This is a genomic window from Clostridium yunnanense (assembly GCF_016595795.1).
Classification (GTDB): Bacteria; Bacillota; Clostridia; order Clostridiales; family Clostridiaceae; genus Clostridium_AR; species Clostridium_AR yunnanense.
Genome location: NZ_JAENHN010000055.1, coordinates 31,861 through 48,006, shown reverse-complemented (window position 1 = coordinate 48,006; position 16,146 = coordinate 31,861). Strand labels below are relative to the sequence as shown.

At 34.3% G+C, this 16,146-nt stretch carries 9 protein-coding genes; 3 read left to right on the top strand and 6 right to left on the bottom strand.

Annotated elements, in window-relative coordinates; translation table 11 throughout:
* Nucleotides 1–91 precede the first annotated feature (91 nt).
* From JHL18_RS26080 to JHL18_RS20780, 6 genes are all read right to left on the bottom strand, one after another.
* Entirely contained in the window at nucleotides 92–364 is a 273-nt protein-coding gene (locus JHL18_RS26080) for a hypothetical protein (protein ID WP_243278059.1), read from the bottom strand.
* Nucleotides 354–5,189, bottom strand: coding sequence for a discoidin domain-containing protein (locus tag JHL18_RS26075; RefSeq protein WP_243278057.1), 4,836 nt, complete (start codon nucleotides 5,187–5,189; stop codon nucleotides 354–356). Before JHL18_RS26075 ends, JHL18_RS26080 begins: the two co-directional genes overlap by 11 nt.
* Before the next feature lie 168 nt (nucleotides 5,190–5,357).
* On the bottom strand, nucleotides 5,358–8,420 hold the full coding sequence (locus JHL18_RS20790; RefSeq protein WP_200272818.1) for a discoidin domain-containing protein: 3,063 nt from the start codon (nucleotides 8,418–8,420) through the stop codon (nucleotides 5,358–5,360).
* A gap of 780 nt (nucleotides 8,421–9,200) precedes the next feature.
* Nucleotides 9,201–9,335: a hypothetical protein gene (locus tag JHL18_RS26385; RefSeq protein WP_274600985.1), complete on the bottom strand. Its 135-nt coding sequence runs from the start codon at nucleotides 9,333–9,335 to the stop codon at nucleotides 9,201–9,203.
* 80 nt (nucleotides 9,336–9,415) lie between these two features.
* Complete coding sequence (locus tag JHL18_RS20785) at nucleotides 9,416–10,702, bottom strand: helix-turn-helix transcriptional regulator (protein WP_200272817.1); 1,287 nt, start codon at nucleotides 10,700–10,702, stop codon at nucleotides 9,416–9,418.
* 423 nt (nucleotides 10,703–11,125) lie between these two features.
* Complete coding sequence (locus JHL18_RS20780) at nucleotides 11,126–11,737, bottom strand: hypothetical protein (RefSeq protein WP_200272816.1); 612 nt, start codon at nucleotides 11,735–11,737, stop codon at nucleotides 11,126–11,128.
* Nucleotides 11,738–12,397: 660 nt separating this feature from the next.
* Here JHL18_RS20780 and JHL18_RS20775 point away from each other — a divergent pair.
* Genes JHL18_RS20775 through JHL18_RS20765 form a run of 3 tightly spaced genes read left to right on the top strand, consistent with a single transcriptional unit; the run spans nucleotide 12,398 to nucleotide 15,950 of the window.
* Nucleotides 12,398–13,747, top strand: a complete 1,350-nt coding sequence (locus JHL18_RS20775; protein ID WP_200272815.1) for a spore germination protein — start codon at nucleotides 12,398–12,400, stop codon at nucleotides 13,745–13,747.
* Nucleotides 13,744–14,820 carry a GerAB/ArcD/ProY family transporter gene (locus JHL18_RS20770; RefSeq protein WP_200272814.1) on the top strand — a complete coding sequence of 359 codons (1,077 nt, stop codon included), beginning with the start codon at nucleotides 13,744–13,746 and terminating at the stop codon, nucleotides 14,818–14,820. The genes JHL18_RS20775 and JHL18_RS20770 overlap by 4 nt, the downstream gene beginning before the upstream one ends.
* Entirely contained in the window at nucleotides 14,814–15,950 is a 1,137-nt protein-coding gene (locus JHL18_RS20765) for a Ger(x)C family spore germination protein (protein WP_200272812.1), read from the top strand. The genes JHL18_RS20770 and JHL18_RS20765 overlap by 7 nt, the downstream gene beginning before the upstream one ends.
* Nucleotides 15,951–16,146 lie beyond the last annotated feature (196 nt).

The window sequence follows — 16,146 nt, the reverse complement described above, 5'->3', positions numbered from 1 at the left end:
TTTACTCTAAATTATATATTTTTCTTTACACTTTCATTTATGTTACTCTTTATATTTATTTTTATATTTCTCCAAGGATTAGATCATAAACTTACTTTTTGCCCATATTAGGATTATCAGCTAGAGCTTTCTTAACAGAATCTCCATAGTCATATTTAACCTGCACCAAGTTATTTTCTATACCAGCCTCTAATACTTTTACAGCTTGAGTATTTATTATTATTTCATCCTCATTTTTTCCAAGTGATAGAATGCTCTTATCAACCTTTTTCAACTGATTTATTACAGTTTTATTGGGTACCTTTATTTTCCCTAAGTGTACATCTTTCAAAACCATGATTAGCTTATTATCTTCAGTTCCCATACACCTCAAATTCCCACAAAGAATATCCATATCCCGTAGTCCTTGAGGTTCCGTACATCCTTACGTATCTTCCTGTTTGCGCAGAATTGAAGGTTATTCTTTCAACTCCTCCTGTGCCTCCAGTTTTTACGTAAGCATCCTTCCAGTTTATATTATCTGTAGATACTTGTATCTTATAATCTTTTCCTGCGGCCGTTTCCCAAGTTAGCTTTACTCCTGTTATAGTATAGCTTGCTCCAAGATCTACTGATATCCACTGTGGATCAGTATAATCTGACTCCCATCTAGTATTTGAGTTATCTCCATCAAAGGCCAGTGAAGCTGGATTTCCTGTTTTGTAGGAGGAAGCTGTAGCTGTTTTATTTAAGGCTAAGTTCTTAACTACTGAACTGATAGTAATTGTTGAGGTTGCTACATCTGAATCGCTCATGCCTTGGTTTATTGCTATGGCTTTTACCGTTGTGGTACTGGATACCGTAAATGGAGCTGAGTATACTTTTCCTGTGGTTGCTGTTGGCACTGTGCCATCAGTGGTATATCTTATTGTAGCTCCAGCTGTAGGATCAGTTATGGTAACATTTTGAGCTGAAGTATAGCTTCCAGTAGCTGGTGTTATCACTGGTGCTGCTACCTTAGTTGTGTTAGCTGCTGTTCCGTAAACTTCAAATTCCCATAGTGAATATCCATAGCCTGTGGTTCTTGAGGTTCCATACATCCTTACATATCTTCCTGTCTGTGCAGTTGTGAAGGTTATATTTTCAACTCCACCTGTGCCTCCAGTCTTTGTATATGCATCCTTCCAGTTTGTATTATCTGAGGATACTTGTATTTTATAATCCTTTCCTGCTGCTGTCTCCCAAGTAAGCTTAGCTCCTGTTAGGTTGTAATTTGCTCCAAGGTCTACTGAAATCCATTGTGGATCACTGTAGTTTGATTCCCATCTGGTATTAGAGCTATTTCCATCAAAAGCTGCTGCTGCAGTATTTCCTCCAATATAAGATGAAGCTGTAGAGGCTTTGTTTAGAGCGAGATTTGTTGATGGTTGTGGCTGGCTGTCACCTGAGATGAAATTAATCCAGTTTAGATTGAATCCCCCTGCCGCAAAGTATAAGGTTATTCTCTGAACTCCTGCTTTTAGATGAACTGTTGAGGACACAGTGGTCCAAGTTCCTCCATTATTATTTACATCTGTAGTGGATAAAACTGTACTTCCACTTAGACTAGACTTCAACTTAATCTGTCCTTTATTTCCTCCGTTATTCACTCTATAGGAAACAGTATAATCTCCTTCTTTAGCCACATTAACATCATAAAGAGCTGAGTCTCCTCCATCTATATATGCAAGGCAATTCCCTCCCTCTGAGCTTACATCTGTCATACAGCTAAAGTTTGTATAATAATTTTCAGCTTCTAAAAGCCCTGGAAGGCTTATAGGTGCTGAATCTGCCTTTGGTGCTGGTGGTGCTGGCTGCGACGGTACAGCATTATTTACAAATGGATCTACAGTTAAGGTTGTTTTTGGAAGAATATAGGCTGAACCAGTATTTCCTGCTGAATTTTTAAATTGAATAAATTGTGTAGTGTCTGTAGGATTCCAGATCACTGCACTATATTTAGTGTCTTTCTTAAAGACTTGGTAACTAGTCCAGTTACTAGACCAAACATCTGTCACTCTACTTCCCTTTGCACTCATATTTTGAACAAACCAGTAGGAGTTAAACCGTTCATCATCAGGAAGTTTACTATCATCCCACTTACTTATAGCTCCCTGAGGATCTGCCAAGGATTGATATGGCCAGGTTATATGGTACCATCCTTCTGGATCTGCATTTGGTTTTCCTTCAGCTGCAAGCTTTGCTTGATATGCATCCTCATCTTTTCTATATGCACTATATATTGTTGCTGCAATATCTGGTTTATAACCTAGATAAGTTAGTACTGGCGACACAGGCAGCCAGTGTATTCCATAGATACAGCTTGGGTTTCCAGAGAAATAAGTGCCGTAGGTGTAGGCTGAACCCCATACCATTCCAACACATCCCGGGTCATAGTCACTAGCCCAGTTATCTTTATCATAGTTAAACCAATATTGTTCTATAGCATTTACCTCTGAGGTAAAGCCCCATATTCCAGCATCTCTAAAGGTATTATTTCCTGTAGCAAGTCCCCATAGATATTCTCCTGCCCAGGCAAAGGTTGCCTCTGAAGAAGACTCTTGATTGTTTCCACTCTGATTGTCTCCATAACCTCCTGCCCAAGAGTGACCTTCGTACGGATCAAAATTCCTCATAAATGGATACATAGTATCTGTTCTAGATGGGTTTTGAGAATCTCTTAAAAGCTGCTCCACCATGCCTCCATAGTTAGTTACAAAGTCCTTATCATAGGCAGCTAATACTCCTGCTGCAAAGGTAAAGTATCCCCATAAAAAGTGATGGTCTGAAAGGTTTATACCCATTCCGTGATCTCCACCTTGACCTATTAAAGTACCCCAATCCTTTGAGTAATACATATAATATGGGTTATCATCTGTTCCACTATAGGTAAACCAATTGACCAAAATCTTTCTTAATATACTTATAAATTGATCTCTAGTCTCATAATTTCCAAGCTGCTGAGATATAAGTATACCCATAGCTAAAGGATGAAGCTTTTTACCCTGCCAATATGGGTCTGCCACCCAATAATCCTTTGTGACACTTTGCTTGAAGGTATTTAAATAAGCTAACATCTGAGTTTTATTATAAGAACCTGACTCTGTAGGTTCACCAAAGGATGGTGTTATGCCATTGAACTTAACGGTAGTTTTAAAGGTATTTCCTTCTAGCACCTTCATGGTACCTCTTGCAGATTTATACACTGGAGCTGCAAAGGTAGCTGTTGTGTATTTCCACTGAGTAGGGAATAGAGCCATTAGTGGACTTGAAGAAAAACCCGTACGCTTTAAATCTACAGTGTCTGTAAAGGTAGTATTTACATTTGCTGAAGCCATATCGTAATTGTAGGATGCAGAGGTATTCGATACAAAGGCATAAGCATGCTGATATACATAATTTAAATCAGTTCTTTTTGTAAGAAGCCCAACAGATAAATAGTTCTGCCCACTTCCTAGATTTATCTTTATCTTACTTCCAGACCTTGTGAATACTGTGCCTGCTGGAGCAAATATTCCGTAATCATGAGTTACAGTTTGACTTACTGGAGCAGTGTTTGTATTCTTAACTTCGATGCCTACATGATCCGCAGTTATTGATGATCCATCCTCAGCAAGCACCGGATTGTTGTTGTCATCAAATAATCCTACTATTGCACCACTGGATATTTCTACGGAGCTTGGGTCTAAGAAGGTATTATAAACATAAGGAGATCCTTTTACTAAGGTTGATTTCATCTTTGCAGTGCTGTCATCACTGAACACAATACTTGCTGAGTAATCTCCATATCCATCTAGTCTTGCTTCAGGAGTTTTTACTATACTGCTTGAATTTATAGTAAGATCCATATTGTTAAACTTAGTATCCATGCCGCCATCATTTGGTGCGGTAAAAATATCACTAGCGTAATAAAAACCAAGTCCAGTTTCAAAATATTTATACATTAAAGGTAGTGCCGGCATTCCATCACTTAGTCTAGTATATATAACAGAAGTCCACCAGTCGTTTGATGGTATTGGCGCCTTAACGTTACTTGTTATATACTTTGGATCTCTTGGCTGTGCTAAAGTCACATCATCTGTTAAATAGCTTCCCTGTCCCATTTGCACTGTTTTAGGTGCTGGAAGTGCTGGAATTGTATAGATAGGCTTTGGATCACCATCTACATATTGAAGCACCTGAAATTCATGGATAGAATATCCTGAGCCTCTTCCCATAGCGATTCCTTTCATCTTCACATACCGTCCTGTAGCATACATAGGAATCTTCTCTGCTTCACCAGTACCGTGAACCTGTCTATACACAGTAGTCCAGTTTTGACCGTCACTTGACACCTGAAGATCGTATACTCTACCAAACTCTGCATCCCAGGTTATATCTACCTCACCAATAGTATAACTTTGACCAAGATCAACCTGAAGCCACTGACCATTTGGATCGCTTCCAGTATCTGAAAGCCAATAGCTCGCTGGGTTTCCATCCACTGCTTGAGCTCCTGTTAATGGTGTTACCACATTTCCATTAGAATCCTTTGACCACCAGGGTTGTAGATAGGAGGATACAGTAACTGCCTTATTCTTTGCTAGGTTTACTGTAGTTTTTGGTGCTGGATTTACTCCACCAGTACCATAAACCTCAAATTCATACAAAGCTGCACCATAACCAGATACACATTTTGGTGCATACATACGTACATAACGTCCAGTACCTGTAACTGTTAGATCTTCAACACAATATGGATTTCCATTAACATCTGGTACTCTAGTACCTCCAGTACCATTGTCCTGAGTATATATGGTCTGCCAGTTTAGTTCATCATTAGACACCTGAATCCTATACTTTGTGGCATAGGTATTAGGACTTTGCCATTTTAATACTACACGACTTACTGACGCCGATACTCCTAAGTCTATGTCGATCCATTGATTGTCCACATTCCATGCTGCTCCCCAGGCTGTATTTATATCACCGTCGGTAGCTCTAGTTGCTACATCCCCTCCATTTACAGTAGAAGCATAGCAGGGTCTATTGGCTGATAAAAGGTAAGCTGTAGCTGCTTTTACTGGCCTAACAGTTAAAGAAGTATCCATAGTAACCATAAAAGCGGCTATACTAAATAGACTTAAAAGTCTTTTACATATTTTCCGACTTGATTTTGACCTTCCAATCATAATTGTTCCCCCTTAAATTTTGGGTCTGCTTAATTATTATGTTGAAATTAATTGGTTAATCATCCGACGTTTTAATTCTATTAGCTCACTCATATAGCGTCTTCTGTATAACCAATTAATTCCAATAACACTGTTAAACATGGCCTATTTTTAATTGAAAGTCTACGCTTATGGATATTGAGTTAAGGTCTGTCTATAGCTTGCAGAGTTAGCTGTTGCACCAGTGTTATTTACAATATGAGTTATCTCACCATATCCAGCTAAGTATACACTGCAGGCATCTCTGACTTTTACATTTGCATTATTCGGTACTTCTATAGCACTATTAAGAACTATATTTGGATTCAAGAAGTAGCTGTAAACTCCAAGACCATAAGCTTCATGCGAGGTTACAGTATCTGCAACCTTATAGGATGCATAGCCTTTTGTACTTCCTGACATCCAGCTTGCTTGATCTGGAACATCGTATGGAATCTCACTTTGATAGAAGTAGGTTCTTCCTCCGTTACCGTTCCATATAGTTTGATACTTTAAGAAGTGTTCAACCATTAGAGCGTATATAGTTACGTTGTTTCCATTTACTATAAGCCCATTTGTTGCAGTATTAGAAGTCCATCCAACACCTGCGCCGTGGTCTGCTCTCCATATCCAGAAGTCATCTCCTATTACGTTATTGCTATTTATCTTTAGGCAAGTATCAGCCTTTCCAACACCAGCTCCGCCTACTCTAAAGAAAAGATCACTTAGAGACGTTGGGTTTGCAGAATGATCCTTAGCGCTTCCAGCTTCTCCAACTTCCATAAGAAGTGGTGAGCTTACTGCTCCTGCATCAAAAAGTAATCCTGATATATTTACACCGTCTACATCTGCCACTGACATTGCAACCACGCCGTTATCTGGTTGAATAGTTGCATAGCCGAGACCAAGTATAACAGTATTAGGGTTAGTTACTCTTAGGGTATCATTAATATGATATATACCTGGAGTAAATATTAGGTTTTTACCTTGGCTTAAGGCTGCATTTATACTTGCAGCAGTAGAGGTTTCTGGATGAGCTATATAAAACTGATCCATAGCTAGATATTGACCTTGTGACTGTCCATTTGCCCAAGTTATTCCTTGAGAATTTGTTTGAAGTGCAGGTACAAAAACACTATACTTTCCTGAACTGTCTATGGTTAAGAATGGTTTTTCTCTAACTACAGGAGTTTGATTTACTACTGTTATAGGGTTTGCTGGCCAAGTTCCTGAAGGAGCATTTGTTACCCCTGTGAAGACCATGTTCCAAACTCCGCCATCCCATCTGGCCCATTTATCATTTCTTGAAAACCATTGCTGCTGAGAACCTGGTATTACAATACCATCTATCAAAGAATCTGATAAGAATCCTCCACTAGACCAACCTCCATCAAATAAAGATAGGTTTCCTTTAATGTGAACCCTTCTTAGAGGTGCAGCCTGAGATACAGCCCATTTAGTCTCACCAGTTGATGGTGTTATGGAGATATTTTCACAGGAACGCCAGAAGTTGCAGGTAGCATTCCCTGCCATCCACCCTGCATCAACTCCTATTCCACCAGATACATTAACATCGTCTGGTCTTTGACCAAGTCCTGCTACTTGAGTGTAGAAGCCTACTCTAACCACTGCATTGTAAGAACCTGGCTTAAATAAAAGTGCATATCTATCTGTACCAAATTGATTAGATTCTTGCTTTGTAAATATATTAGTACAAGTATTTTGAACATCTGCCGCAGACATGGATGGATCAAATATGATTACATTTGGCCCAAAATCTATGCTAGTTGCAGCTTGAACTACTGAGGATAAAGCTGACTCTCCAGTAGAGTTTATAGCTGAAACCTTGTAGTAGTAGGTTGCATTATCTAGCTTGGAATCAGTATAGCTATTTGTTGTCACAGCAGAAGTATTAACCTTTGTAAAAGGCCCACTGCCACTGAAAGAACGATATACATTATAGCGGTCAGCTCCAGTAACCTTTGACCAAACTAAACTTACAGAGGTATTAGTGGTTCCTGTAACCGTTAGTCCAGTAGGAGCACTTAAAGCTGAGTTTCCAATAGTTATAGTTGAAGATGAGATATCAGAATCACTCATACCAGCTTTATAAGCTATTGCCTTTACTGTGGTGGTAGCTGATACTGTGAAAGGAACTGAATATATACTTCCAGTTGAAGAGGTTGGGTTTGATCCATCTGTGGTATATCTTATAGTTGCACCTTGAGTGCTATCAGTTATTGAAACCGATTGTGAAGAAGTGTAGCTTCCTGTTGGAGGAGTTATTGAAGGTAATGCTACTTTACTAACATTAGTACTTCCTGTACCATATACCTCAAATCCCCATAAAGAATATCCATAACCTGTAGTTCTTGCCGTTCCGTACATCCTTACATATCTTCCTATCTTAGCATCAGAGAAAGTTATATTTTCAGTACCACCAGTGCCTCCTGTCTTTGTATAGGCATCCTGCCAGCTTACATTGTCTACTGATACTTGTATCTTATAGTCTTTGCCTGCTGCAGTTTCCCAAATAAGCTTAACTCCTGTAACTGTATAGGAGGAACCAAGGTCAACTGATACCCATTGAGGATCACTAGAAGCTGATTCCCATCTGGTATTTGCATTGTCACTATCAAAAGCTAACGTTGCTGTGTTTCCTCCTTGATAAGACGAAGCTGTGGCACTTTTATTTAAAGCTACATTAATGTTTGTATCTGGATTTACAGCTGTTCCATATACCTCAAACTCCCATAAAGAGTACCCATACCCTGTAGTTCTTGCTGTTCCGTACATTCTTACGTACCTTCCTGTTTTACTAGAAGAGAAGGTTATATCTTCAACTCCGCCTGTTCCACCAGTTTTTGTATAAGCATCCTGCCAGCTTACATTGTCTACTGATACTTGTATCTTATAGTCTTTGCCTGCTGCAGTTTCCCAGTTTAGTTTTACTCCAGTTACGTTATAACTTGCCCCTAAATCTACTGAAATCCATTGAGGGTCACTAAAAGCTGATTCATATCTAGTGTTTGTATTACTATCAAAGGCTGCTGCTGGTATATTTCCCCCTAAATATGACGATGCAGTAGCAACTTTGTTTAATGCTATATTTACTTGTGCTGCTCTAGTAGTACGACTTATTCCTATGAATAAACAAATAAACATAGTAAAGGTTATCATTAGCGATAAGATCTTTTTACTTTTTCTTCGCATCTTTACACCTCACAAATATATTTAATTATTATACTGAAATGCCGTGTACTTATATGGTTCCAACTTCAACTATTAAGTTATTCATGCCGCGAAACCCCTCAGTAGCCACGATTTTCGAACATGCATAACTTAAGTTTTCGTAATAGAACCCTATACTTAATAATCACCTCCGTAATAATTTATTTTAATGAATAAAATTATTTTGAATACTAAATAGAACTCATTAGAATACTTATTGTTTAAGAAGATTTAGTCTCAAACATGAGACGCTTAATGAATTATAAAAAATTATTGAGATCATTACTATGAGATATTACTATTAATAGATCGGATATTTATAAGGATACTTTTACTAATATTGGTGTAGCTAAGATTAAAGTATATTAGAGTATCACAAAAAGTGATTTATTATGTTTCTTAATTTTTAGACATTTGTATTATGTTATAATTTTACAACTAATCAGACACATATTCAATGTTTTTATTAACATTTGTACAAGTATGCAGTTATGTTTTTCATCAAAAGAACTTCATCGTATCTTTAGATACAACAATTTTTTTCTTTGTTTCTAAATTTTAAAACTATATTAGAATCATTCTAAATACTAAGAAATAATAAGTTAAGAAATTCTTGTAGTAGAATAAGTTTTATTCATAAAAATACTAAAGTAATGATACTTTATATTATTACTTTATGATGTAAGTTAAATAGAATTTATATACAAAAAAAAGCTAGAAAGCACTATAATTATACTTTCTAGCTTTTTCACATAATTAATTTTAGTATACTGTCTGTGGAGCTTCTGTAGTAACTATGCCACCATGTAGGTTTGAAGCAGCATTTCCTATAACAGGAATAGCAACCACTGCCATAATAAGAGCACTTAACATAACTTTTATGATTTTGTTTTTCATTCCCAATCACCCCTTTTAATATATGTTACTATTATACTACATTTTGGTTTATATTACATTATATTGAAAAACTTTATAAATTATTTTATTAGTAATGGTTCTAACTTTCTCAAATACTCTATAGACGTGATACTCTCTCCTTGTTTTGCAGATACTTCTGCAAGTTTATAAAGCGCATAACTCTTACCATTTTCAATGTCATATTGATCTAGAGTACTTAAAAATCTATCCATAGAAGCTTTTATTTTATCCAAATCATTTCTTGATTCGTATATCTTCACCAAATCCCTATAATTCTCAAAAAGCATATCAAATTGCTTGTATTCTTCTGCTATATCTATAGCCAATTCAAAAAGCATTATACTTTCATCGTAAAATCCTTGTTTAAAGAATACTTGGCCTTTATTGTTTAACGTATTTGGCAATGTTTGTTTGTTAACCTTACTCTTTAGCCTCTGAGACTCAGTAATATATTTCAAACTTTGTTGGAATTCATTAATTTTAAGATAATATCTTCCTAAGTTATTGTATACAACAGAAAGCAAAACTTCATCATTATCTCTAATTTGCTCAATTATCTCAAAATACTCTTGAACAGCATCCTTTTCTTTTCCAAAATCGTAAAGGCTAACCGCTCTCATTACCTTTGCATTGATTCTAATTGTATCATCTATTATAGCCCTTCTACCCTCACTCAATATATTCTTATCAATAGTATCTATACTTTTTTCATATGCTTCAATATGATAATAGGCTACCGAAAGGTTGTAGTTTGCTTTCGAGTATACAGCTATATCTCCCATTTCATGAGCGTAACTTGAAGCCTGTTTATAATAAAATATAGCTTCTTCATATTCATTCATTCTAGTTTTACAAGTTCCCATGCTATTATAAATGCTAGCCTGAGCCCTATCATCTTTAAGTTCTTTATATTTACCAAGAGCATTGCTTAAACTCATGAATGCCTTGGTATATTCCTTTTCTTCAAAATACTTATCCCCGTCTATTTTATATATTCTAGCCAATAAATCATCTAATTTGAACTCTTTAGCTATTTTTATAAGTGCTTCAAGCTTTTTATGATTATTATCTTTATGTAACTCTTCTTCACAATAAAACCTAGCATCCTCATCTGGCTGCCTTGAAAAGTATTCATCATCTAAATCTAAGTTGACAGAAATTCTTTTTCCTATTTCATTAAACTTTTCAGCTAAAGCTTTGGAACTTGCTTTACTTACAGTTCTTTTTCCGCTCTCCATCATGCTTATGAAGGCTCTTGTCATATTGACTCCTTCAATCTCAGCTTGGTTAATTCTAAATCGTTTTCTCATAAGTCTTATTTTTTCACTAGGACTATAAAAATCCAAAACAATCCCCCCTGCCCCTCTTATCGCTTAAATTACTAAATGGTTTCTCTACTAAAACTTATTTCAGAATTGCTTCCAAATCATGTACTTACACTTTTCAACATGCATAAGCAAATAGTTAAAGTTGAAACCTTATATATCTATAATTATAATGCTTTTTAACAAAAAATCACTAAAAAACTAAAAATAATGTTAATAATTTCAAAGTTTTCTAATTATATTCCTAATGTGTTAAATTATTCTTTATAATCCTATTACCGCATATAAATAATGTTATCATAATCAAATTTCATTAACATATTTCCTTCAAACATGTAATTTTATCTTTTATTTAAATTCTGCTTAAGAATAGTGTTTAAATTGATTGGTTATACAGTAGAAATGATTTTTTCAGATGAATAATCAATTAACTTAAAACACTCCTTATTTATTAAAGAAATCCTTAATAAAACCTAATCCATTTTTTAGATATTGGCTAAAATCCACTTTTATCTTTATTATATTGTCTTCAATCTTTGCATCTGATATTTTAACATTTTGAAGATTTACTGTTATTTTACTTTGAGCTTCATCCACTGACATGAATTGATTTTCATTTTTCTTCATTTCTTGCATTACAGTGCTATTTGCTATTTTAACTTTTCCTATATGAGCACTTTCAAGCAGCATAACAATATTGTTAGCTTCTGTGTTTAAAGTGAATACCATTTTATATTGAGTATTAAGCGCCCCTATAAGTTGTACTTTCTTATAGAATATGATTTTTCCATCCACTATCTCTGCTTTAAAGTCTTTAACCTCACTTTTGGTGGCAATAAGGCTGTTCAATTTATTTTCGTCAATATTTACATTTAAAGTAAAGGTCTTAAGATCTATATCCTTGTTTGTAAATAAATTAGTATCTACAGTATTTGATTTACTAGCATCAAAATATTGCACTTCTTTTTCAGGCTTTATAAGGAATACTCCTACCCCTATAAGCACGATTATAACTATAACTATTGTGGTCCATGCAACTTTCGTCACTCGTTTCATACTACATCAATCCTTTCATATTTATATATTAGGTACTCACTTGTACCTTGCTACGCTTCTTATTCTTGTCTATGTCTAGCAATATTTCAAAATTAAACGTTTTTACATGAGATGTTATATGCGCTAGCTATTAGAGTTAAATGATCTTTTCAGATCTATAACCATTTTATTTCAGCGAAGAGCTTCAAAAGCATACAATCAGTTAAGTAATGTGCTTTCTCACAATTCCTCCGTCTATATGAATTATATACAATTATTGCTTTATTTATCAATATATCACTACATTGCTTGCTTAGTTTAGATTTTTTGCTCTTCCATAAACTTAAGTTCAAAGCTTTTTGCTCTTCTACAGACTTAAATCTAATTTCTTAGAAAGTTACCCTATTGATCCTAAATATTATGTTCTTTTTCTAGTTTAAAGCACATACTACAAGAAAAGACTTAATTTATTTCTAAATGAGTCTCTTTATAAAGCTGAACCACTTCAATCCGAAATCTATTTTTAAAACTTTCACTGATTCTGGTGAGAGAATTTAAAAATAATAAATTTTATTACGAAGTGGTTCATCTATAGATTAAGGAAAACCTGCAATCTGTGTAGGCTTAAGATAATAAATGTAACTCATAACTATCTAATAAACTAAAGTTCAGGTGATTTAAATGGATAACAATATATATGACACAGAAAAACAGTTAGAAAAATATATAAAAAACAATGCAGATGGGCAGATACTAGTTTTGAGTAGTGAGCTTAAGCTGTTTTATCTAAAAACTATAGTAAATAGTCAGTATATTTCTGAAAACATAAAAAAATTTTACTTTGAATCTATCATTAATTTTGAACAATATATTTATAGTATTTCTGAGCCAAATCTAACAACTGATATTGACAGTATTCTATTTAAACTAATGGAAGGTTACGTGATAGCGCTTTATAAAGGTAAGTTCTTTGCTATTCCAGAAGCTTCAAAAAGAGAAAATCGCGGTCTTTACGAACTCACTACCGAAGCTTCTTTTGAAGGCGGCACTGAAAGTTTTGTTGAAGAAACTAATTTAAATCTTAATCTCGTAAGAAAATACTATAGAAACAGTAATTTAGTAGTATCAAGTTATACTGTAGGCACACTAGCTAATTCAAAGCTTTCAATACTTTATGATTCAAAGCTTGTTAATCAAGATATATTAAAAACTCTTGTAGAACGTGTGGAAAACATTGATATTCCAGTGATACAGTCTTTAAATGAATTACAGCAGATTTTATGGCAGCATCAATTATTAATTCCAAAACTTATGGTAACTCAAAGACCGGATAGAGCAATAAAAAATTTGACTCTTGGTAAGATACTCTTATTTCTTGATGGTACACCTACAGTTTTGATATTACCAGTATGCTTTCATGACTTTTTAACCACAGTGGATGATACTTATTTGTTGCCAATACCAGCATCTTTTATCATTGCACTCAGATACTTCGGATTGATACTAAGTCTTATTTTACCTGCAGCTTATGTAGCTGTAACTGCATATAATCCTGAGATAGTAAAGGTGCAGCTAGCACTTTCCATAACATCAAGCAGAAATGGCGTACCCTATCCTGCATTTATTGAAGTTGGAATTATGCTTTTGCTTATGGAGTTTTTGGTTGAGGCCAGCTTAAGGCTTCCAAAATCTATAGGCCAGGCGGCCACTACAGTTGGTGGTCTTATCTTAGGTCAAGCGGCAATACAGGCAAACTTAGTAAGTAATATAATGATCATGATCATCGCCACTGTAGCTATTTCAAACTTTACTATACCTGTAACCTCAATGAACCTAACAGTAAGAGTATCAAAATATATAATGCTTATACTTGCGTGTTTTGCTGGGACAGCAGGAATATATATGGGCTTCTTCTATATGTCTTTATATATATTTTCAATAAAGACCTTTAACACTGAGTATTTTAATCCTATAGATAAGCTTAGTTTTAAGAAACTAAAATCCTTTATTAATAAAGGAGATAAATCATGAAAGATAGATTCTATTACTTAATGCTTATAATCAATATACTTTGCAACTTTATCCTGTATGTGCCAAATAAAATGCATGAAGAGCTATATAATGGTGTTTTGTATGCAATTTTCATAGTTCTCATTATGAGGTTTATCTTTTCATACATGCAGATTTATGTTTTTAACACTTACAAGGATTTAAGTTTGGTTGAAATAAATAAAAAGCTATTTAACAAAGTTATAGGTAATATTATTACTTTTATATATATAATTTTTAATTATACAGTAGGTTTTTTTATGTATAGAGGCTTAGTAGAAATAGTGAACCAGTTTCTACTACCAAACACACATATTTTATTTGTTTCAATACTTGTTTTAGCTATAATATATGTCGATTTATTTAATGATAATAAATCTTATTTAAACTTTATAGGATATCTCGCTGTTATAGTAATAGCTTTATCACTTATACAACTCCCAATTGCCTTTAGAGAGGTTAAATTTTTTAATATAAGAGGAGTAATAATCCACTCCAACCGGTTACCAAAACTTAGTACTATATGGACTGCGGCTTTCTTTTTCAGTGGTGTATCACATTTAACCGCTTTCAATCCAAACTTTAAAAAAATAAGTTGGAAGAAAACCTTCTTAGTTTATATTTTAGTAGGTATTCCTGTTGCCCTCTTATCAATTTATGTTCCAGTGGGAATCTGGGGGCCAGTGGCGATACAAAATATACAATTTCCATGGATAGCTACAGCTGATACTCTGCAGTTAGATTTATTTTTTATAGAACGTGTTTTATTTATATTATTACCTTTATTCTTCTTGCTTTCAGCTAGTCAATTACTTAACTACAACCACGTTGGATACTCATTATTTAAAGAATTATTTCCTAAGAAGATATATCATATTATATTTACAGTGTTTTGCTCTATATTATATCTAATCATTACAATAGTATTTAGAAATTCACAATCACTTATGAAAACCGGTTCACTATTTAACTCAGCATTCTTCCTAGTTAATATTGCAGTATCGGCAATATCCTTTTTCATAATTAAAGTGAGGGGGAGAGTAAAAAAATGTTAAATAAACCTATAAAAATTTTCGTACTGCTTTTATATATTTTCACTTCTTTATCCCTGGTATCCTGCGACTATAAAGATATCGACAGAAGGATTTTTATAGTAGCTTTAGGCATTGATTATAATGATACAAATAGTGAAGAGCTTATCTTTTCTTTTAAAGCAGCTTTAACCGCTGGTAGTTCTGGTAAAGGCTCATCTGAAATAGGCAGTGGGCAGGATTATCATATATATGAGGTAAAAGCCGATTCTTTGGCCAATGCCTTTAGAGAAGTGAAAACCTTGACCTCCTTTGAACCAGACTACAGCCACATGAAAATAATCGTCTTTGGGCAAAAATTCGCAGAAAATTATTCTATAAACTCAATTATAGATTTTTTTGTTAGAAGAAGAGACTTCCAGGTTATAGCTTATAGTGCAGTGGCATTCCCAAATGCAAAAGAAGTTTTATCAGTCTCACCTAGTGATGAATACCTACCTGGCAATGCTTTATTTATGAAGTTTGGTCAAGGGTCTGAATCGCCCTATAAATATACTGCAAAGCTTTTTCAAATGTATGATAGGTTAATAACTCCTGGCTCTACTCCATTTTGTTCAGTGGTAGAAAAAAAAGAAAATGATTTATATATAAAAAAGGTAGCTTTATTTCAAGATGGAAAGCTTAAGTTAATATTAGAACAGGATGAAGCAAAAGTTTTAAACATACTAAACAACACCTCAGATCCTAGCTCTCTTCGGTATAACTATAGAGGCGCTTCAAATCCAATAGGTGTAGGATTGAATCAAACTAAAACCAAGATAAAATTTAAGGAAGTTACAGAAAGCCGTAATATTGTGTTTGATATCAATATTAAAGTTGCTGCAACCTTAGAGGAAGTAGGTATACAGGACTTTAATACAAAGGATCTAGAAAATTCAATAAATCGTTATGTTGAAGAAAAGGCTCTTGCACTCTTAGAAAAATTAAAAGAAAATCAAGTAGATCCTCTTCAGCTTCAAAGATTATACTGGTCAAAGACACCTTCCTACGAGCTATCAAACAAATGGTTGACTAAGGAATATAGTAAGGTTCAGTTTAATGTAAATGTTAGTGTAACTATTGAGAGATCAGGCCTTTTAAAAATGAAACAATAAATTTAGATACCTTTAATTACTTATTATTACCGAATCTTAATAACATTTGCAAATGCCATATAAGCTGTAATAAATCACATCTACAAAGGTATTAAAATAATTATGTCTTAGGGAATTAATTGATGAAGAACTTTAAATAAATCTTATATATTAAAATAAAAAGACTGCTGTCAAAACTTTCATTTCGGCAGCAGTC

Coding starts and splice junctions, on each gene's coding strand:
- JHL18_RS20780 (WP_200272816.1), bottom strand. CDS start 11,737: ATGAAACGAGTGACGAAAGTTGCATGGACCACAATAGTTATAGTTATA.
- JHL18_RS20770 (WP_200272814.1), top strand. CDS start 13,744: ATGAAAGATAGATTCTATTACTTAATGCTTATAATCAATATACTTTGC.
- JHL18_RS26385 (WP_274600985.1), bottom strand. CDS start 9,335: ATGAAAAACAAAATCATAAAAGTTATGTTAAGTGCTCTTATTATGGCA.
- JHL18_RS20790 (WP_200272818.1), bottom strand. CDS start 8,420: ATGCGAAGAAAAAGTAAAAAGATCTTATCGCTAATGATAACCTTTACT.
- JHL18_RS20775 (WP_200272815.1), top strand. CDS start 12,398: ATGGATAACAATATATATGACACAGAAAAACAGTTAGAAAAATATATA.
- JHL18_RS26075 (WP_243278057.1), bottom strand. CDS start 5,189: ATGATTGGAAGGTCAAAATCAAGTCGGAAAATATGTAAAAGACTTTTA.
- JHL18_RS26080 (WP_243278059.1), bottom strand. CDS start 364: ATGGGAACTGAAGATAATAAGCTAATCATGGTTTTGAAAGATGTACAC.
- JHL18_RS20765 (WP_200272812.1), top strand. CDS start 14,814: ATGTTAAATAAACCTATAAAAATTTTCGTACTGCTTTTATATATTTTC.